Raw genomic sequence first — 20290 nt, 5'->3', positions numbered from 1 at the left:
CCCCCCCCCCCCGTCTCGGGGCCGTCGCCTCCCCCGCGCATGCCCGGGAGGCGACGGCCCCGCCCGCAGCCGGGTCAGCGCCGCTCGGGCAGCTCCGCCTCGATCAGGTCGGCGGCCCGGACCGTACCGCCCTCCCGCGCCATCTCGGCCTTGATGTCCCGCAGCCGCCGGGCGACCTCCGGATCGCCGACGAGGGTGAGGGCGGCGGCCCGCAGGGTCTGCGCGGTCGCCTCTTCCATGGGGACGTGGCGCGCCACGCCCAGCCCCTGGAGCATGTCCGCGTTGCCGAACTGGTCCACCGCCTGCGGTACGGCGATCATCGGCGTGGCCGTCGCCAGCCCCTCCTGGCTGCCGCCGGCGCCCGCGTGGGTGACGAACAGGTCCGCCTGGCGGAGAATCGCGAGCTGCGGCACCCAGGAGCGCACCTCGACGTTGTCCGGGACGTCCCCCAGCTCGGCGGGGTCGACATGCCGGCCGATCTGGAGCACCAGATGCCAGCCGGGCAGACCGGCGAACGCCTCCACGCACTCCCGGTAGAAGGACGGCTGCTTGGTGAAGGACGACCCGAGCGACACCAGGGCGACCCTCTCGGCGCCGTCCGGCCGCTGCCAGCCGCCCTCCGCGCCGCGGTCGCCCTGGCAGGCGCCCACGAAGGAGTGCACGCTCTCGTCCACCCGGTCGGCGTTCGGCTGGAGCGCCCTGGGGATCAGGACGATCGAGCGGGCGGGGCGGCCCCCGAAGTCCTCCGGGGACAGGTCGATCCCGTGCTCCTCCAGCCATGCGCGGAAACGGGCGTGGTAGGCCTGCCCCCGCTCGGTCTTCCCCGGCTCCTCCCACATCGGCTCGGCGACCTCCTTCTCGTATCCGTCCCAGGCGACGAGGTTCGGCGAGAGGGAGACCGCGGGCACGCCCCAGCGGTGGGCGAGCACCCGCGCCGGGTAGGAGGTGATGTCGTGCAGCACGAGGTCGGGGAGGTCGCCCTCGTACGCCTCGATGAGCTGCGGAAGCGCCTGGACGGCGTCGTCCAGGAACGGCTCGACGTTGTCCAGCAGCGTGGTCCCCCACGCCTCCGGGTCGTCGTCGGGGCCCGGCAGCGTGCTGTTCCACAGCTTGGGTTCGGCGCCCGTCGCGGCGACCTTCCCGGCGAAGAGGGGCGGGATGGCGTAGGTCACCCGGTGGCCGCGCGTCACGAGCTCACGGATCACCTCGAGGCTCGGGTTCACGTGCCCGTGGGCGGCGATGGAGAACATGGCGATGTGCGCGGGAGTGGTCATACGGGGACCATAGGCGAGACGATACGTCTCGTGCAACCGGGTTTCGTGAGGCACCGACGGAGCCGGTCAGCGGGACGCGTGACGGCGCGCGCCGGAATCGCGCGGCGGTCGCGCCCCGCGGCGCCCCTGCGGGCGAGCACGGCCGAGCGCCGTGACGGGGAGGGCGAAAGGGCGGGCGGCAGGCACCCGCCGAAGGGGCGGGCCCCCGGACCACGGGCCGTGACCGGCGGCGCTGCCGGCGGGGAGCAGCCCTGATCAGGCGCGCGCCACGGCCGGCCCTCCTCCGGCCACCGGGACCGCCGATGTCGCCGGACCGGGCCGCCGGGCGGCGCCGGCGGGCACTGCCACGGCTGTGGAAGCACCCCGCCCGTCAAGCCGCCGCGCACCTGCGACCTGTGCGAATGCGACACTGGCCGACGTCCGGCCGGTACCCGGGGCCGGACGCGGACGGACATGGAGGGGACGGATGGACGAGGCACGGGCGCGGGACGTACTCGCGGCGGCCGGAGTACTGCCCGGCGCTGCACGGGACGTCACACTGCTCGCCCTCGGCGAGAACGCGGTGTTCGCCGCCGGTGACCTGGCCGTCAAGGTGGGCCGCGACGCCGAGTTGCTGGACCGGGCCCGCCGGGAGCTGAACATCGCCGGGTGGCTGGCGGCCCAGGGCGTGCCCGCCGTGCGGGCGGCCGAACCCGAGGCGCTGCTCGTCGAGGGGCACCCGGTGACCGTGTGGCACCGGCTGCCGGAGGCGGTACGGCCGGCCGGGCCCCGGGATCTCGCCGAACTGCTGCGGCTGGTCCACGCCTTGCCCACGCCGCCGTTCGGACTGCCGCCCCGCGAGCTGCTGGGCGGTGTGGAACGCTGGCTGCGCCTGGCGGGCGACGCGATCGACCCCGGGGACGCGGCGTATCTGCGCGCACGGCGCGACGGCTTCGCGGCGGCCGCGGCGGCGCTGACGCCCGCACTGCCGCCGGGGCCCATCCACGGGGACGCGCTGCCCCGCAATGTGCATATCGGGCCGGACGGCCCGGTCCTGATCGACCTGGAGACCTTCTCGGCCGATCTGCGCGAGCACGACCTGGTGGTGATGGCCCTCTCCCACGACCGCTACGGCCTGCCGGGCGAGGCGTACGCCGACTTCACCGGAACCTACGGCTGGGACGTGCGTGCCTGGGAGGGCTGCTCGGTGCTGCGTGGCGCGCGGGAGACCGCCAGCTGTGCCTGGGTGTCCCAGCACGCGCCCGGCAACCCCAAGGCGCTCGCCGAGTTCGAGCGCCGGGTGGCGTCCCTGCGGGACGGGGACGAGACGGTGCGCTGGTACCCCTTCTGACACGGCGCCGGACGGCTCGGACCCGCGAGTCCGCCGCTGCCCACAGCGGCCGGGCCCCGCCGACGACCGCGGTCGCGTCGCCCCCGCGGCGCGGGAGGTCCTGGAAGTCCGGCGCCCGCGCGGCGTACCGACGCGGGCTGCCGGCGGTGCGGTCCCGCCGGCCGGCACGGGGCAGGAAGCACGCCCGGGACGGTCGCGAGCCGCTGTCCGGCGCCCGCGGCAACGAGCCCATGTCAGCCGACGACCGAGCCGACATAGGGGATGACGGGCCAGGCCGGCTCGACGATCGCCTTCGGGTCGGAGGTACGCCGAAGGTACTTCTGCAGCGACGCGGCCTGCTCGGCCGCCGCGAGCACCTGCAGGTTGTGCAGGTCCGTGGGCGCCAATGCCCCTATGGCCGAATGCCTGACCCCCATGGTGCGCGCCGCACGTGCCGCTGCCACCGCATCCGCGACGGCATTGTGCGCGTCGTCGAGCGGCACGCCGTAGTACTCGCAGAGAGCCTGGAGATTGCGTGACCCCCTTCTGTACCGGTCCACGTGCTTGTCCAGGACCAGGGGGTCGATGACGGGCGATGTCTCTCCACGCAACCGCTCGGCCAACGGCTCGATCCCGTACCGTCGGCACTCGCGGTCGAGGAGGGAGAGGTCGTACCGCGCGTTCATCACCACCAGCGGAGTCCCCGAGTTCAGGGTCTCGGCGACGGCCGAGGTGATCTCATCGATCGCGGGGGCCGCCGACGCCCCGTGCCTGCGGGCGTGTTCGGTGGAGATGCCGTGTATGGCCGAAGCCTGTCGGGGGATGGTCACCCCTGGATCGAGCAGCCATGTCCGGGGTACCGGCTGACGCCCGTCCGGATCCACGGCCACGACCGCCGCGGTGACGATCCGGTCGGTCTCGATGTCGGTCCCTGTGGTCTCCAGGTCGAAGGCCACCAGCGGGCCACTGATCCAGCTCATCGCGGTACTCCGCCCACCAGTGCAGCCCGGGACACCCGAGACGCCTGGGACACGTCGGCGACCTGGCCGGCGGGACAGCCCCCGGTGGAGGCACGCTCGGTGCTGATGCCGTGCACCGCCACCGCGTCCGCGGGGACGGGCACGTCCGGGCCGGCCGGCCATGCGCGGCGGCCCGCCGGCTCCTCGGCCCCGACCTCGGTCACGGCGGCCGTGACGATCCGTGCCTCGCGCGGGTCGGTGCCCGTCGTCTCCAGGTCGAAGCCGATCAGCGGCTCCCGGTGCCAGCCCATGGGCTGCCCCCCTTTTTTCTGTGTGGTGCGTCCCCCAGTGATCTCCACCCTGACACGCGCCACTGACAATCAGAGGGCCGCGTTCCGCTTACCGGCCGGAGCGGGTCCCCACGAACGGCCCCGGAGCGGGGCGTTCACGACACCGGCCGCGAATCCGCCCACATCAGCTCGAACTCCTCGCGATAGGTGGGAAACAGTCCGCCTTCCTCCACCTCACCCGGCTTGACCACTTTGCTCCCGTTGCGCAGCACCAGGACGGGTGCCTCCATCCCCCGGGCCCGCCGCAGATGGTTCTGGACGACCGCTATCCCGTCGGCCCCGTCGCCGTCCACCAGGTAGGCCGTACAGCGGGGTGTCTCGTCGTAGACCTGGATCTCGAAGGCACCCGGGTCGCGGAGCCGGGACCGCACGCGCCGCATGTGGAGGATGTTCATCTCGACGGAGCGGCCGAGTTCGCCGCGCTTGAGGCCCAGTTCGCGCTCACGGCGCTTGACCGCGCTGGAGGCAGGGTTCAGGAACAGCAGCCGCACCCGGCAGCCGGCCTCGGCGAGCCGCATCAGACGGCGTCCGGAGAAGTTCTGCACCAGCAGGTTGAGCCCGATACCGAGGGCGTCCAGACGACGGGCCCCGCCGAAGATGTCCTCGGCCGGGAACTGGCGCAGCAGCCGCACCCGGTCGGGATGGACGGCGACGACATCGGCGTACCGGTCCCCGATCAGGTCCTCGACCGCGTCGACCGGCAGCCGGCGCGCGGACGGCACGTCGCCGCCGGTGCCGAGCATCTCCAGCAGCCGCGCGGAGGCCCGCTCGGCCTGGTTCAGCACCGCCTCCGACAGCGCGCGGTTGCGGGAGACGACGTTGCGGGTGACCTCCAGCTCGTCCAGGGCCAGTTCGACGTCCCGGCGGTCGTCGAAGTACGGCTCGAAGCACGGCCAGTGCTGGACCATCAGCTCGCGCAGCTGCGGCAGGGTGAGGAAGGACAGCACGTTGTCGTCGGCCGGGTCGAGCAGATAGCCCTTGCGGCGGCTGACCTCGCGCACCGCGGCGGCGCGCTGCACCCACTCCTGCCCGGCGGGTCCCGCGGCGGCCACCACCCACTCGTCGCCGTGCACCGGTTCGTAGACGGGACGCAGCACGGCGGCGACGACCGCGCGCAGCCGCTGTTCCACCAGGTTCAGCCAGATGTAGGCGCGGCCGGCCCGCTGGGCACGGGTGCGCACCTCACGCCAGGCGTCGGCGCCCCAGTCCAGTTCCGGCCCGATCGAACCCGCGTCCATCGGCCGTGCCAGGGACACCGCCCCGGGCGGGACGCCCGTGGAGCCACTCCCCTCGTGACCGTCGTCACCAGGGGGCAGTTCCAGCCCTCCCGCGCCCACCCGCGTACCGCCTTCCACTCCCCCGAGCACTCCCGTCCCAACGATCAAGGAGCGTACTCCGCCGACGGCACACGGTGCAGCCCGATGGACAGGGTCGTTTCTCAACTTCCCCGCACCGCGCGAAGGTTCCGCCCGTCCGGTTCCCCTCCAGTGAGCGGTTTCATACGGCTCGGGCCGGTGCGCGGGCCGTGGGCCGCACAGACGTGGGTAGAAGGTGGGTCCCGCATTTCGGGGAGACACGGGAACACTCGGAGCCAAGGCGCCCCACCGGCGCCGTACACCTGAAAGAGTCGTGACCATGCAGGTCTGGCCTGGCGAGGCGTATCCGCTCGGTGCCACGTACGACGGCGCCGGAACGAACTTCGCGGTCTTCACGGAGGCCGCGGACCGAGTAGAGCTGTGTCTGCTGCACGACGACGGCTCCGAGACGGCGATCGAACTGCGCGAGAGCGACGCGTTCGTGCGGCACGCGTACCTGCCCGGGATCATGCCCGGGCAGCGGTACGGCTTCCGTGCGCACGGACCGTACGCCCCCGAGCGGGGGCTGCGCTGCAACTCCGCGAAGCTGTTGCTCGACCCGTACGCGCGTGCGATCAGCGGGTCCGTGCGGTGGGGCGAGGAGGTGTACGGCTACCACTTCGACGACCCCGACCGGCGCAACGACCTCGACTCGGCGCCGCACACCATGACGTCGGTCGTGGTCAACCCGTACTTCGACTGGGGCGACGACCGGCGCCCCCGTACGGAGTACCACCACACGGTGATCTACGAGGCCCATGTGAAGGGCCTCACCATGCGCCATCCGGGGCTGCCGGAGGAGCTGCGCGGCACCTACGCGGCCCTGGCGCACCCGGCGGTGATCGAGCATCTGACCGAGCTGGGGGTGACGGCGCTGGAGCTGATGCCGGTGCACCAGTTCGTGAACGACCACCGGCTGGTCGACATGGGGCTGAACAACTACTGGGGCTACAACACCATCGGCTTCTTCGCCCCGCACAACGCCTACGCGTCCTGGGGCGACCGCGGGCAGCAGGTGCTGGAGTTCAAGTCGGCGGTGAAGGCGCTGCACGAGGCGGGGATCGAGGTGATCCTGGACGTCGTCTACAACCACACCGCCGAGGGCAACCACCTGGGCCCCACACTGTCCTTCAAGGGGCTGGACAACCCCTCGTACTACCGGCTCACCGACGATCCCCGTTACTACATGGACACGACGGGCACCGGGAACTCCCTGCTCATGCGGTCCCCGCACGTCCTCCAGATGATCATGGACTCGCTGCGGTACTGGGTCACGGAGATGCACGTCGACGGGTTCCGCTTCGACCTCGCGGCCACCCTCGCACGGCAGTTCCACGAGGTGGACCGGCTGTCGTCGTTCTTCGACCTGGTCCAGCAGGACCCGGTCGTCTCCCAGGTGAAGCTGATCGCCGAACCCTGGGACGTGGGCGAGGGCGGTTACCAGGTGGGCAACTTCCCGCCGCTGTGGACCGAGTGGAACGGCAAGTACCGCGACACCGTGCGGGACCTGTGGCGGGGCGAGCCGCGCACGCTCGCGGAGTTCGCCTCCCGCCTCACCGGCTCCTCCGACCTGTACCAGGACGACGGGCGGCGCCCGCTGGCCTCGATCAACTTCGTCACCTGCCACGACGGTTTCACCCTGCACGACCTGGTCTCCTACAACGACAAGCGCAACGAGGCCAACGGCGAGGACAACCGGGACGGCGAGAGCCACAACCGGTCCTGGAACTGCGGGGCCGAGGGGGAGACCGACGACGCGGACGTACTGCGGCTGCGGGCCCGGCAGATGCGCAACTTCATCGCGACGCTGATGCTCTCCCAGGGCGTGCCGATGATCAGCCACGGCGACGAGGTGGCCCGCACCCAGCGCGGCAACAACAACGCCTACTGCCAGGACAACGAGCTGGCGTGGCTCGACTGGCCCGTGCCCCCCGGGGAGGGGGAGGAGGACGGCGCGGAGGACCTGCGCCGGCAACTGCTGGAGTTCACCCGCGCGATGGTGTGGCTGCGCAAGGACCACCCGGTCCTCCGCCGGCGCCGCTTCTTCCACGGCCGGCCGGTGGAGGGCACCCACGACGACCTCTCCGACATCGCCTGGTTCACTCCCGAGGGCACGGAGATGACCCAGCGGGACTGGGACGGCGCGCGGGCGTCGGCGCTGACGGTGTTCCTCAACGGCAACGCGATCTCCGAGCCCGGCCAGCGTGGTGAGCGGATCACCGACGACTCGTTCCTGCTGATGTTCAACGCCTCCCCGAAGCCGCTGGACTTCGTGGTGCCGGCCGACCACGGCCCGCGGTGGCAGGTGGTCGTCGACACCGCCCGCGCGGACGGCGTACCACCGGGCACCGGCCCGGAGCCGGCGGCCGGCACCCGGCTGACGCTGACCGACCGCAGCCTGACGGTGCTGCGACGGCCGGTGTAGACGGGCGCGCGGCCCCCGCGTCCTTCCGCCCCCGCCGCCCCTCGCCGTCCCGGCCCCGGGGCGGAGCCGGCGAAGACGTCCCGCCCGCCACCCCCGATCGGAGGAGCGATGACACGAGAAGCGGCCACGCGGGTACGTAGCTTCCCATGACCCCTGAGCGACCTGACCCGCTGGTGCCCACGGCCACCTACCGGCTGCAGCTGCAGCCCGGCTTCCCGTTCCGGGCTGCGGCGGACGCCGTGCCGTACGTGGCCTCGCTCGGCGTGTCCCATCTGCATCTGTCGCCCGTCCTGGAGGCCGTCCCCGGCTCGCCGCACGGCTACGACGTGGTGGACCACGCCCGCGTGCGCGAGGAACTCGGCGGCGAGGAGGGACTGCGGGAACTGGCGCGCACCGCCCGGGAGCACGGACTCGGGCTGATCGTGGACATCGTCCCGAACCACATGGCGATGTCCCCGCGTCACAACCACGCGCTGTGGGAGGTGCTGCGCGACGGCCCCTCCTCACCCCACGCACGGTGGTTCGACATCGACTGGGAGGCGCAGGGCGGACAGCTCCTGCTGCCGGTGCTCGGCGGGCCGCTCGGCGAGGAGATCGGCCGGCTCACGTCCGACGGCGGCGTACTGCGCTACTACGATCATGTCTTCCCGCTGCGGACGGGCACCGCCGGCCTGCCGCTGCCGCGGCTGCTGGACGCGCAGTGGTACCGGCCCGTGTGGTGGCGGCTGGCCCGCACCGAGCTGAACTACCGGCGGTTCTTCAGCATCTCCGAGCTGATCGGAGTGCGGGTGGAGGACCCCGAGGTGTTCGAGGCGACCCACGCCAAGATCCTCCAGCTGCTCCGGGAGGGGGTGATCGACGGGCTGCGCGTCGACCACCCCGACGGGCTCGCCGACCCCGACGGCTACCTGCGGCGGCTGCACGAGGCCACGGGCGGCCGGTGGACGGTGGTGGAGAAGATCCTCGCCGACGGCGAGACGCTGCCCGCCTCCTGGCCGGTCGCGGGCACCACCGGCTACGACGCCCTGCGGCACGTGGACGGCCTGTTCACGGACCCGGCCGGGTTCGGGGAACTGCTCGGCCGGTACCGGAGGTTCGCGGCCCCGCAGCCGGACCGGGGCGGCGACTGGGACGCCACGGTGCGGCGCGCCGCGTACAAGGTGCTCACCCATGAGCTGGCGACGGAGATGGACCGGCTGACCCGGCTGACGAGCCGGCTGTGCGCGACCTCCGCCGAGACCGCCCTGCGCGACCGGGCGCCCTGGGCGCTGCGCACGGCGCTGCGGGAGCTGCTGGTCCGGCTGGAGGTCTACCGTCCCTACGCCTCCGTGGACGCGGGCGCGGTGGTCACCGAGGAGGCCGCGGCGCAGGCCCGGCGCGCCTTCGCCGTCCCCGAGGAGGCCGCGGCCGTGGACGTCGTAAGGGACCTGGTGCTCGGGCGGCACGGGGACGGGCCGGCGTACGCGGAGTTCCGTACCCGGTTCGCGCAGACCGCGTCGGCGCTGCGGGCCAAGTCCGTCGAGGACACCGCGTTCTACCGCTACGTACCGCTGCTGTCGGCGACCGAGGTGGGCGGTGAGCCCGGCAGCCCGGCGGTGTCCCCGGAACGCTTCCACGCGTACTGCGCGCGCGTGCAGCGCGACTGGCCGGTCACCGGGACGGTCCTGTCGACGCACGACGCGAAGCGCAGCGCCGATGTGCGGGCCGCGCTGCAGGTGCTGACCGAGTGCCCCGGACGCTGGACGGACGTCCTCGCCGGGGTGACACGCGACGGCGAGGGTGTACCCGACGCGCAGCTGGCGTGGGCGGCCTGGCAGACGGTGTTCGGGCTGGGGCCGGCGCAGGAGGAGCGGGTGCGGGAGGCGCTGCTGAAACATGTCCGGGAGGCGGGTCTGCACACCAGCTGGACGGAGCAGCAGCAGCCGTACGAGGAGGCGGTGGAGCGGTTCGTGGCGGCCGGGCCGTGCGGGGTGCCGGGCGAGCGGGTGGCCGCGTTCCGCGCGACGCTGGAGCCGCACATCCGGGCGAACGTCCTGGGCGCGGCGCTGGTCCATCTGACGATGCCGGGGGTCCCCGATCTCTACCAGGGCACGGAGCGCGAGTACCGGGCCCTGGTCGACCCGGACAACCGGCGCACCGTGCGGTTCGCCGCCGACGGGAGTGAGAAGGAGGCGGTGACGCGGGCGGCGCTGCGGCTGCGGGCACGGCGGCCGGAGGTCTTCGGTGACACGGCGTCGTACGACCCGCTGCCGGCCGAGGGGAGCGCTGCGGCACACTGCACGGCGTTCGTGCGCACCGGGGAGGTGCTCACCGCGGTGACCCGCCTGTCGCTGCGGCTGGCGGACGAGGGCGGCTGGGGCGACACGGGACTGCCGCTGCCGCCGGGTCGATGGTCCGATGTGCTGGAGCCGGCGCGGGAGTTCAGCGGGCACACGCCCCTGGCGGACCTGTTCGCACGGCTGCCGGTGGCGCTGCTGGAACGGATCGCGGACTGACGCCGGCGCCGGGGCACGCACACCCGTGCGGGCGCTCGGCGAGGGGCTTGCGACACCCAGTGAGACGGGGCCGTACCAGCGGTGACGCACGCGCGGCGGGCGGGTTCCGGTGTGCCTCCGGGCGCCCCTGGAGTCTCCCCCGTCGCGCTCTTGACACGGTCTCCCGGCCGTGGGGTACTGCGCAGTACAGGCGCGGATTCAGGTGTGACGGGGGGTGAGTCCGCTGCGGGAGTCGCGCTATCCGACGGTGGCCGAGCTGGTCTGCTCCGCCCGTGCGCTGGCCGTGCGACGGCCCGGCCTGTGCGCGCTGCGGGAGGTGGGTCTCTCCCGCGCGGGCCGGCCGCTGCACCTGCTGTCCGTGGGACGCGCCCGCCGTGCCGTCCTGGTGGTGGCCGGCGCCCACGCCAACGAACCGGCCGGCGGGGGCACACTGCTCGCGCTGGCCCGGCGGGCCGCCCGGGAGCCCGACCTGCGTGACGGCGTGTCCTGGCACTTCCTGCTCTGCGCGGACCCCGATGGCGCGGACCTCCACGTGACACCGGCACCGCGCACGCTGTACGACTACCACCTGGGCTTCTTCCGTCCCGCGGGGCCGGAGCAGCCGGAGTGGGCGCCTTCGGTGCTGCCGCCCGACCGGCTGCCGCCGGAGACCCGGGCACTGACCGGGGTGATCGACGAACTGCGGCCCTATCTGCAGGTGTCCCTGCACGGTACCGAGCTGGGCGGAAGCTGGGTGCAGTTGACGCGGGACGTACCCGGGCTGGCCGAGCCGTTCGCCAAGTCGGCGGCGCAGCTGCACATCCCGGTGGAGACGGGCGCCTCGGACGCGGCGGGCTGGCCCGCGTCCGGTCCCGGGGTGCACGTCATGCCGGCGCCTGAGGCCGCGCCGGCCTATCCGAGCCTGACCGACGACGCCCGGCACAGCACCTGGTACCACGCACACCGGTACGGAGGCATGACCGCGGTGATCGAGGTGCCGATGTGGGCGAGCGACCTGGTGGACGACCCCGCGCCGCATCCGGCACCGGACGCGGCGATGCACCGGCTCGCGGAGCGGCTGCTGCGGGACGCGGGTGAGGTGCGCAGGGTGCTGGAGGAGGCGAGGCCGGGGGACACCGGTGGCCCGCTGCTGCGGGCGGCGGCGTGGGGGCTGGAGCTGGTGCCGGGGCTGGCCGCCGACCTGGTCCGCACGCCGCCGGCCAACGGCACACGGGCGTACGTGGGCAGCGTGGACGCGTTCGCGCGGCGGGTGCCGCTCAGGGCGGCGGCGATGCTGCGGCGGGCGCTCAGCGGGACCGACGCGCGGGCGGCGGCGCGGCTCGAGCGGCTGGTCGGGCACTGGAGCGACGCGTTCGCCACGCGCTTTCGTGCGCGGTGGGTGCCGGTGGAGCACCAGGTCGAGCACCAGTCCCGCGCGGTGGTGGCGGCGGCGCACCACGCCCGCGAACGGGCCCTGTAGCTCCGTCGGCCGCACCGCACAGCCCTTCGGGAGGGGCTGCGGACAGGCCCACACCCCGCATAGCCGCGGGCAGTCCCCCCACCGCAGCGGCGGGCCGCGTCCGCACAGTCGCGGGCAGTCGTGCCGCTGGGGCGGTGGGGGTGCCGCGTTCCCTCCGGGAGGGGTCAGGCGGGGTCCAGGGCGAAGACGGCGCCTGTGCGGGCGGTCAGTGTGCAGGTGTTGGGGAAGGTTTCGGAGTACGCGACCGGCCGGCCGCGCCAGGTCCCGCTCGCCCGTGCCGTCACCGGCGCGTAGACCATCGGGCAGATGGCATCCTTCACCGGGATGGCGGAGATCCGCCCGTCCGCCGCGGCCAGCTCCGCGCAGGCGTCGGCGGCACGCCGGTGCCGGCCCTCCGGCGGGTCGCACCACAGCACCGTGCCGCCCTCCGCCGCCGGCGTTTCCCCGCGGCCGACCGTGAGCAGCAGCCGGCTGTCCGGGCCGGGGTGGTGCCCGGCACCGGCCCGTGCGGGTGCCGCGCAAGCGAGCAGGGCGAGGGCGGTGAGCAGTACCGCCCGTACGGTCTTCGGTGAGGTGTGCGTCATTCCCGTTGCATCGGCACGGCGGTCCCCGGACCCCAGTCCCGCTCACCCGAACGGGAGGGTGCGGGTGTCCGCCGTACCGCCGGCGCGGACGCGGCGAGGACGAGCCGGTGCCCGGCCTGGCGCGCGACCGGATCCAGCGCACCACGAGGCCGTCCCGGCAGTCGGCGCACCGCGCGTCGGTCAGCCGGTCCCGCTCCGGCGGCGTTCCCGCCACACCACGGCGGCCGCGGGGGGGCCGGCGGGGCGCCGCACCGCGGGTCAGTTCGCGGCGAGCCGGTAGTTGATCTGCCCGAAGCCGATCTGGTCGCCCTCCCGGACGACGGCCGCGCCGACCACCCGACGTCCGTTCACTGTGGTCCCGTTGGTCGAGCCGAGGTCCCGCAGCACCCACAGTCCGCCCTGGTGACGGAGTTCGGCGTGTACGCGGGACACCGTCTCGTGGCTGATCCGCAGTCCGCTGGCGGGATCGCGCCCTATGCGCAGCGGGTGACCGGCCGCCGGCTGGGGCAGCAGCAGTTTGGGCAGCTTCTCGGCCTGCCAGGCCCGGCGCAGCCGCACGGTGAAGCCGGAGACGGCCCCCACCGCGCCGAACACGAGCCGGGACAGGCGGCCTTCCGTGGTGAGGTCCGCGGTGAGCGCGGCGAGTTCGTCGGAACGCCGCGCGGCGAGGGCGAGTTCCATGCGCCGGACGAAGGTGTCGTGGGAGAGGCGGCCCGTGGCGGCACCGTCCCTCAGCACGCTCAGCGCCTTGTCGCGCTCCGCGTCGGACAGCCTCGCGGGGTACGTGTGGAACTCGAAGGACGACGTCACGCTGTTGATTGTCGGTCAGCGACGGCCGGGCTGTCCAGAAACCCGGGGAAACGGCCGGTGCGCGGGCGTACCCGGCGACACCCTCCGCGAAAGGGGAAATCCCCCGGCGAATCGATCTCCGATGGCGCACGATGGAGGCGCTACATCACGGTGAGCAGACGAAGGGGAACCGTCCGTGCAGTTCGAGGTGTGGGCACCGCAGGCCGGCGCAGTGACGCTCCAGTGCGACGGCGTCACGCGCGCGATGGAGCGCGATCCTGAACGTGAGGGGTGGTGGCGGGGAGAGGCCGGGGCGCGCGAGGGCTCCCGGTACGGCTTCTCGCTGGACGACAGCCCCGTACTGCCCGATCCGCGCTCGCGCCGCCAGCCCGACGGACCGGACGGGTTGAGCGCCGTCGTCGACCACGACCGCTTCACCTGGCGGGCCCGGTGGGCCGGCCGCCCGCTGCCCGGCGCGGTGCTGTACGAGCTGCACGTGGGCACGTACACGCGCGAGGGCACCTTCGACGCCGCCGCCGAGCGGCTCGGTCATCTCGTGGATCTGGGCGTGACGCATGTGGAGCTGATGCCGGTGTGCCCGTTCCCGGGCCGGCACGGGTGGGGCTACGAGGGGGTGTCGCTGTGGGCGGTGCACGAGCCGTACGGCGGGCCCGAAGGGCTGAAACGGTTCGCCGACCGGGCGCACGCGCTGGGTCTCGGCGTCGTCCTGGACGTGGTGCACAACCACCTGGGGCCGTCGGGGAACTATCTGCCCCTCTTCGGCCCGTACTTCACGGACACCCATCACACCCCGTGGGGTGCGGCGGTCAATCTGGACGCGCCCGGCTCCGACGAGGTGCGCGCGTATCTCGTGGACAGCGCGCTGGCGTGGCTGCGGGACTACCGGATCGACGGTCTGCGGCTGGACGCGGTGCACGCGCTGGTGGACACCCGCGCGTACCACTTCCTGGAGGAGCTGTCCCGCGCGGTGGACGAGCTGTCCGCCGACACGGGCCGGCCGCTGTTCCTGATCGCCGAGTCGGATCTGAACGACCCCCGGGTCGTCACACCGCGCAGGGACGGCGGCTTCGGACTGCACGCACAGTGGAACGACGACTTCCACCATGCCGTGCACGCCGCGCTGACGGGCGAGTCGCGGGGCTACTACGCCGACTTCGCGCGCGCCCCCTTCGCGGCGCTGGCCAAGACGCTCACCGGCGGCTTCTTCCACGACGGAACCTACTCCAGCTTCCGGGGCAGGCACCACGGCCGCCCGCTGGACCGCACCCGGGTGGCCGGACACCGGCTCCTCGGCTACAGCCAGACCCACGACCAGGTGGGCAACCGCGCCCAGGGGGACCGGCTGGCCGCGCTGGCCTCCCCCGGGCTGCTGGCCTGCGCGGCGGCGCTGACGCTGACCGCTCCCTTCACGCCGATGCTGTTCATGGGCGAGGAGTGGGCGGCGGGCACTCCCTGGCAGTTCTTCACCGACCACACCGATCCGGAGCTCGCGAAGGCGGTGAGCGACGGCAGGCGCCGGGAGTTCGCGGCGCACGGCTGGGCCAGGGAGGACGTGCCCGACCCGCAGGACCCCGCCACCCGGGAGCGCTCCTGCCTGGACTGGTCGGAGCCGGAACGCGATCCGCACGCGCGTGTCCTGGCCTGGTACCGGCTGCTGGTCGCCGTGCGCCACGCCCAGCCGGACCTCACCGACCCCGACCTCGGCGACACCAAGGTGGCCTATGACGAGGAACAGCGCTGGCTCGCCTTCCGGCGCGGCGACGTCCGGGTGGCGGTGAACCTCGCCGGCCGGCCGGCGGCCATCCCCCTCGGCGTCCCCGGCGCCCGCGTCCTCGCGGCGTGGGAGCCCGTGGAAGCACCGGGTGCGGACGGGGTACTGCACCTGCCCGCGGAGTCGGCGGTGGTGCTCCTGCAGGAGTGAGCCCCGGTGGCGTCTCGCAGGCGGGGTGCGGGCTCGGGCGGGGCCGGGTCAGGGCGTCTCGTCGGCGGCGTCGGCGGCTCTGAGGTCGGTCACGCGTTCCAGCATGATCGGCTCCCAGGCGCGCCGCAGCCGGGTGCGCAGGAGGGCCGGGGCGGTGGCGGTGCGGCCGGTGAGCGCCCCGGCCAGGTGGATCAGGGTGTCGCAGCGGGCCAGCCACAGGCCGCGCAGGCAGGGGCGGGCGCCGTACCCGGCGAGGGTGGCGGCGCGTACGGCGGCCGGGGCGCCGACGGCGATCGCGAGGCCCGCGATGTCCTCGGCCGGGTCGCCGACCACCGCCGCGTCCCAGCCGAGGACCCCGCGGACCCGGCCGTCCGCGCCGACCAGGAGGTGCCCGCCGGTGAGGGCGTGATGGACGAGGACCGCAGTACCCGGCTGGGCGGCCAGCTGGACCGCTGCGGGCGGGGTGAGCCGGTTCAGCCGGAACGGGTCGAACTCGTCGGCGGCGGCGAGCCGTTCGGCGGCGTCTGCGGCGGCTCCGCGCAGGGCCGCGAGGGACCGCGGGGAGACGCGTGGCGCGCCGAGTGTCTCCGCCTGCCGGGCCGGTACCTCGCGCAGCCCCGTGAGCAGCCCGGCCAGGTCGGTCTCGCCGACGGCGGACACGGTGTGCTCCTCCGCCGTCGCGCCGGGCAGCCTGGTGTCGAGGGTGCAGAGCAGACCGGGCGCCCACTCGGCCTGCGCCACCCCGGCCGGCAGGGCGACGGGGACGTGCGGGCGGACGAGGTCGCGCAGCCGCGGTTCGCGGCGCCGGCGTGCGCTCACCCCGGGGTCGGGGGCGAGGCGCAGCACATGGCGGGGGCCGACCCACCAGGTGACGGGCGCGGGGCCCTCGGTGACGGGCCGGACCGGGGGCCCGGCGGACGCCGCGCCGCCGTCGCCCGCGCCGTCCTTCAGCAGGGTACGGGCCAGTCTGCGGACGGTGTCCGCCGTGGGTGTCGGTGCCTGGGTCATGGTCGCGCCGTTGCCGTTCGGTGGGGCAGGGGAGGGGCGGAGGGCTGGTTCAGTCCACTATGACCATCTCCCGCGTGGTGTTGTTCAGCCGCCGCCCGCCGTCCTCGGTCACGGTCACGATGTCCTCGATGCGCACCCCGAACCGGCCGGGGAGATAGATGCCGGGTTCGACGGAGAAGCACATGCCGGGGACGAGGGGCTGTTCCTCCCCCTCGATCATGTAGGGCGGCTCGTGCGTGGTGACACCGATGCCGTGCCCGGTGCGGTGGATGAAGTACTCGCCGTACCCGGCGTCGGCGATGACCGCGCGGGCGGCGCGGTCGACCTCCTGGCAGGCGGCGCCGGGCCGCACCGCGCGAAAGCCCGCCTCCTGTGCCTCCCGCACGAGGTCGTGCACCCGGCGTTCCTCATCGGTGGGTTCGCCGACGTGGACGGTGCGGGAGGTGTCGGATCCGTAGCCGTCCCGGAGGCCGCCGAAGTCAAGGACGACCATGTCTCCGCGTTCGATGACGCGGTCGCCGGCCTCGTGGTGCGGGTTGGCCCCGTTGGGGCCGGAGGCGACGATCGTGAAGTCGACCTGGGAGTGTCCGAACCGGCGCAGCAGGGCGGCGAGGTCGGCGGCCACCTCTGACTCCCGGCGGCCGGAGAAGGGGACGGCCCGGATCTCCTCGAAGGCCGCGTCGGCGGCGGCACCGGCCGCGGCCAGGAGTTCCAGTTCCGCGGCGTCCTTGACGGCGCGCAGCATCGGCAGGGCCTCGGTGAGGGAGGCGTACGAGGAATCGGGCAGTGCCTGCTGAAGGCCCAGCAGGTGCATGGCCCAGGTGTTGTCGCTGATGCCGAACCGGCCGTCCGTGCCGAGGAGGGCGGCGGTGGCGGCGTAGGGGTCCTTGCCGTCGGTCCAGTCCCGCAGGGTCAGGGCGGAGGCGCCGAGGGCGCGCTCGGCGTCCGGGGCCTCCAGGGCGGGGACGACGAGCACGGGGTCCCGGCCGGCCGCCAGGACCAGCAGGGTGGGCCGCTCGGTGACCGCGGTGGGGGTGTAGCCGGTGAGCCACAGCAGGTCGGGGCCGGGCGCCACGAGCAGTCCGGCGAGCCCGGCCCCGGCGGCCTGCCGCGCCGCACGTTCCCTGCGGGCCTTGTAGTCGTCGGCGGTGAAGGCAGCGGCGGTGCCGGTCATCCGGGGGCCTCCCAGGGCGGAGATCAGGGCTACGGGCAGCATCCTGCCCGCCGGACGGGGGCCGCGCGAGCCGGTTCGCCGTGTTCGCACCGTGACCCGCCGCAACCCGTGACCGGCCCCGTCCCGGGCCGGGAGTGCACGAGGTGATCACGTACGGCGACCGGTGGTGGTCCCCTGTCCCGACCACCCGGATACCAGGACTGCCCGGGGAGGCGGGCAGAGCGCGGTCCGGGATGCTCGGGCGGGCTCCGCCTTCCGCGGCCCCGACGGCATGGGCCGGCGCCTCCGCGCCGTCCGTGTGGTCAGGTGAGGATGTCGGGGACCGCCGTCAGCTGCCGGTACCCGCCGCCGTGATGACGCACGGTCAGGGTCACCTCGTCGCCCGGACGGGCCCGCGCGACGGCGCGTGCGAGGCCGGCGGCCGAGTCGACACGTCTGCCGCCGAAGGCGAGGAGCACATCACCCCGTACGAGACCGGCCGAGAAGCCGGGGCCGGGCCTGTGCACGGCGACGATCCGGGCCCCGGGTCCCGGGCCGTCGGCCACCTCCACCCCGAGCCGGGCGACGAACGGCGTGCCGGGAGGATCGGAGGCGGACGGGGCGGAGACGGGGGCCGTTCCCGCCTGCCGCCTCAGCTCGGCGAGCCCTCCCGGCCCGGCGAGCGTCGCGCCCACCGCCCCCAGCCCCACCCCGGACAGCACCAGCAGCACACCGGTCAGCGTCCCGAGCACCGCGGACACCAGCCTCCGTCCGGCCCGCCGCCCGGCATGCTGCCGGGCGGGCCGGGCGGCGGGCCGGGCGGACGCGGGACGTCCCGCTGGACCGCCCCCGCTGCCTCTTCCGCTCCCGGGCATCGGTCCGGGCCGCAACGCGGGTTCTCGCATGTGGGTTCGCCTCCGGGCAGCAGGGCCGGGCCGTCAGACGAGAGCCGGCGGGGCCGGCGCGCGGTACGGGAGGAAGCCGTGGACCCGGCCGGACAGGTACTCGTCCTTGTACCGCGGCACGTTCCGGTGCCAGTTGAGGATGCCCGCCATCCAGTTCTGCAGGTCCGTCACATACCCCCGCATGATCTCCCGCGCCTCCTTGGAGAGCTGGAAGTCGTCGTAGACGACGGGCAGTTCGTGTGCGACGACATGCTGGAACTGGTGCATCCGCTGGTTCATCAGGTCCTGCACCACGGGCAGCGCGGTCGGATAGTCGACGCCGAAGAAGTTCTGCACGACGAGCACCATGTTGTGGATCTCGCCCTCGAACTCGATCTCCTTCTGGTAGGAGAAGACGTCGTTGAGCAGGCACGCGTAGTCGATCGCCGCGTTCTCCAGGGAGCGCACGGGTCCGCTGCGGTAGATCTCGGGCGGCACCGCGGGCCCGTGTCCGGCGCGGCAGAGTCCCAGGGTGAGATCGGAGCCGAAGGTCGCGCGCCGCATCTCCAGGTAGTCCACCGGGTCCGGGACCCGGTGCTGGATCTGATTGGACAGCTCCCACACCCAGGCCTCGGTCATCGTCTCCACCGCCGCCTTCAGGGGGCGGCGGTCGTCGGGCGTCATCCCGGCCGTCGTACGCGCCCACAGGTCGGTCAGGGAGCGTTCCATCGCGTTGGCCGGCGGCGGCACCGGACCGTCGTCGAGGGGCATGCAGGCCGCGAGGCGGGCCGTGGTCAGCCGGGCGGCGGCCAGGTCGCGGCGGTGGCCGTGGACGAGCGGGTAGTAGTCGTCGCCGTAGGTGCCGAAGGCCAGCCAGCCGGAGGCGAGGTCGAGTTGTTCCTGGGTCGCGTCCGGGTCGAGGCCCGCGGCGCACAGCGGCAGGTCGCAGCTCTCCAGTTTGTCCTCGTCCCAGACGCCCTCGGCGAGGATGCCCATCCGCCGCGACCACTCCAGCAGATGCCGCCGCGCGCCGTCGAGGGCGGGGCTGAGCCGCAGCGGGTAGGGCATCTCGATCTCGGGGATGATCGACGGGCCGACCTTCGGGAACGGCACGTGCGTATGGGCGCGCAGTCGCCGGGCCCCGGTGGTGGCGAGCAGCGCGCCGATGTCCGCGGCGGACGTGCCGGGCCCGGAGAGCGACTGCCAGGGGGAGCCGGACCGCGCGCCCTCGTTCATGTACCGGCTGGAGCGCAGATGCCATTCGTGGCCGCCGGACTGCCAGTCCTGCAGGCCCTTCGTGTACGCCGCCACGGCGGCGACCTGGTCCGGGGTGAGGCCCTTCTCCAGTGCGACGGTGGGGACTTCGGTGAACGCGGTGTGCTCGAACTGGTGCAGCCGTGAGGTGAGGACGTCGTTGACCAGCTCGGCGGCCTCCTGGGTGGTGCAGCCGAAGAAGGTCTCCAGGACGAGCACGCCATTGCTGAGTTCGCCCTCGTCCTCGACCTCCCGCTGGTAGGAGAACAGGTCGTTGCGCAGGTGCACGGCGTCGGAGAAGGTCTCCATGAGCACCCTGAGCGGCCTGGTTCCGGCGACGGCGGAGGGCACTTCCGCGGTGGCGTACTCCACCAGCCCGGCCGACCAGGGGGCGCCGCCCACCTTGCGGCGCATCTCGATGTACTCGACGGGGTTGGCGATCCGCCCCTCGTTGATGTTGGACAGCTCCCACAGGGACTCGTTCAGGAGGTGTTCGGTGGCGACGGCGAACCGGCGGCGCCAGTCGTCGGACATCGCCGGCACGGTGCGCGCCCACAGGTCGGCGAGGCCCGCCTCGACCGGGTTCTCCGGCTCGGGGACCGCCGCTCCCGGGTCCAGTGGCATGAAGAGGGGCAGCCGGTCGAGGTGGGTCTTGCCCGCGGCGCGGTCCTGGCTGCGCTTGTACTTCTCCAGGAAGTGGTCGTCGAAGAAGAAGACCCACACGTACCAGTCGGTGACGAGCGAGAGGGCGGGCCCGTCGCAGTCGGGGTGGGTGTAGGCGCAGAGCAGGCCGTAGTCGTGCGCGTCGAGATCGGCCTGCTCCCAGACCCCGCTTCCCTCCAGCATGCCCATCTCGCGTGCCCACGCGGTCGAATGGGAGCGGGCCTCGTCGAGATGCGGGTTGAGCCGCGCGGGGTGCGGCAGGTAGAAGTGCGGGAGTGCGAACGGCTGCGTCATGGCCGGGGGCTACCCGTGGCCCGGTGGTGGCATCCACTGGGCGGGCTGTGATCACACCATCGCGTGAACCCTTGCCCGAACGGCAGTCACGGC

The 20290-nt window shown here is 73.7% G+C and carries 14 protein-coding genes and 1 pseudogene; 5 read left to right on the top strand and 10 right to left on the bottom strand.

Annotation, left to right across the window (positions count from 1 at the left end):
* Positions 1-74: 74 nt before the first annotated feature.
* On the bottom strand, positions 75-1274 hold the full coding sequence (mgt, locus tag HTV45_RS03555; protein WP_215204090.1) for a macrolide-inactivating glycosyltransferase: 1200 nt from the start codon (positions 1272-1274) through the stop codon (positions 75-77).
* A 466-nt stretch (positions 1275-1740) separates the two neighbouring features.
* On the opposite strand from mgt, the gene HTV45_RS03550 reads away from it, so the two are divergent.
* Positions 1741-2604 carry an aminoglycoside phosphotransferase family protein gene (locus HTV45_RS03550; RefSeq protein WP_215204089.1) on the top strand — a complete coding sequence of 288 codons (864 nt, stop codon included), beginning with the start codon at positions 1741-1743 and terminating at the stop codon, positions 2602-2604.
* A 233-nt stretch (positions 2605-2837) separates the two neighbouring features.
* On the opposite strand, the gene HTV45_RS03545 is transcribed toward HTV45_RS03550, so the two are convergent.
* The 3 genes and pseudogenes from HTV45_RS03545 to HTV45_RS03535 form a co-directional block, all read right to left on the bottom strand.
* Positions 2838-3563 (bottom strand): 3'-5' exonuclease, encoded by a 726-nt coding sequence (locus HTV45_RS03545; protein WP_215204088.1) that lies wholly within the window; start codon positions 3561-3563, stop codon positions 2838-2840.
* A 53-nt stretch (positions 3564-3616) separates the two neighbouring features.
* Positions 3617-3853 (bottom strand): annotated as a pseudogene (locus tag HTV45_RS03540) (3'-5' exonuclease); the annotation flags it as partial.
* 134 nt (positions 3854-3987) lie between these two features.
* The gene (locus tag HTV45_RS03535; RefSeq protein WP_215204115.1) at positions 3988-5259 is read right to left on the bottom strand and encodes an SAV2148 family HEPN domain-containing protein; all 1272 of its coding nucleotides are present in this window, start codon (positions 5257-5259) and stop codon (positions 3988-3990) included.
* A 268-nt stretch (positions 5260-5527) separates the two neighbouring features.
* Here HTV45_RS03535 and glgX point away from each other — a divergent pair, with 268 nt between their 5' ends.
* The 3 genes from glgX (at position 5528) to HTV45_RS03520 (ending at position 11626) form a co-directional block, all read left to right on the top strand.
* Positions 5528-7672, top strand: coding sequence for a glycogen debranching protein GlgX (glgX, locus tag HTV45_RS03530; RefSeq protein WP_215204087.1), 2145 nt, complete (start codon positions 5528-5530; stop codon positions 7670-7672).
* 146 nt (positions 7673-7818) lie between these two features.
* The gene (gene treY / locus HTV45_RS03525; protein ID WP_215204086.1) at positions 7819-10167 is read left to right on the top strand and encodes a malto-oligosyltrehalose synthase; all 2349 of its coding nucleotides are present in this window, start codon (positions 7819-7821) and stop codon (positions 10165-10167) included.
* Positions 10168-10381: 214 nt separating this feature from the next.
* Entirely contained in the window at positions 10382-11626 is a 1245-nt protein-coding gene (locus HTV45_RS03520; RefSeq protein ID WP_215204085.1) for a M14 family zinc carboxypeptidase, read from the top strand.
* Between the two features lie 164 nt (positions 11627-11790).
* Here the strand turns inward: HTV45_RS03520 and HTV45_RS03515 are convergent, their stop codons facing one another.
* Together HTV45_RS03515 and HTV45_RS03510 are read right to left on the bottom strand one after the other, a co-directional pair.
* Positions 11791-12210: an SSI family serine proteinase inhibitor gene (locus tag HTV45_RS03515; RefSeq protein WP_215204084.1), complete on the bottom strand. Its 420-nt coding sequence runs from the start codon at positions 12208-12210 to the stop codon at positions 11791-11793.
* A 258-nt stretch (positions 12211-12468) separates the two neighbouring features.
* Positions 12469-13020: an FHA domain-containing protein gene (locus HTV45_RS03510; protein WP_215204083.1), complete on the bottom strand. Its 552-nt coding sequence runs from the start codon at positions 13018-13020 to the stop codon at positions 12469-12471.
* A 175-nt stretch (positions 13021-13195) separates the two neighbouring features.
* On the opposite strand from HTV45_RS03510, the gene treZ reads away from it, so the two are divergent.
* On the top strand, positions 13196-14941 hold the full coding sequence (gene treZ / locus HTV45_RS03505) for a malto-oligosyltrehalose trehalohydrolase (protein ID WP_215204082.1): 1746 nt from the start codon (positions 13196-13198) through the stop codon (positions 14939-14941).
* 48 nt (positions 14942-14989) lie between these two features.
* Here the strand turns inward: treZ and HTV45_RS03500 are convergent, their stop codons facing one another.
* The 4 genes from HTV45_RS03500 to cyc2 all read right to left on the bottom strand — a co-directional run bounded on the left by HTV45_RS03500 (position 14990) and on the right by cyc2 (position 20197).
* On the bottom strand, positions 14990-15949 hold the full coding sequence (locus HTV45_RS03500; RefSeq protein ID WP_215204081.1) for an aminoglycoside phosphotransferase family protein: 960 nt from the start codon (positions 15947-15949) through the stop codon (positions 14990-14992).
* A gap of 49 nt (positions 15950-15998) precedes the next feature.
* Positions 15999-17123 carry an aminopeptidase P family protein gene (locus HTV45_RS03495; protein WP_215204080.1) on the bottom strand — a complete coding sequence of 375 codons (1125 nt, stop codon included), beginning with the start codon at positions 17121-17123 and terminating at the stop codon, positions 15999-16001.
* Positions 17124-17425: 302 nt separating this feature from the next.
* Positions 17426-17863, bottom strand: coding sequence for a PDZ domain-containing protein (locus HTV45_RS03490; RefSeq protein ID WP_308309086.1), 438 nt, complete (start codon positions 17861-17863; stop codon positions 17426-17428).
* A gap of 177 nt (positions 17864-18040) precedes the next feature.
* On the bottom strand, positions 18041-20197 hold the full coding sequence (gene cyc2, locus HTV45_RS03485; RefSeq protein ID WP_215204078.1) for a germacradienol/geosmin synthase Cyc2: 2157 nt from the start codon (positions 20195-20197) through the stop codon (positions 18041-18043).
* Positions 20198-20290 lie beyond the last annotated feature (93 nt).

Source organism: Streptomyces sp. CHD11 (assembly GCF_018638295.1).
GTDB lineage: Bacteria > Actinomycetota > Actinomycetes > Streptomycetales > Streptomycetaceae > Streptomyces.
This window is presented reverse-complemented; position numbering and strand designations above follow the sequence as displayed.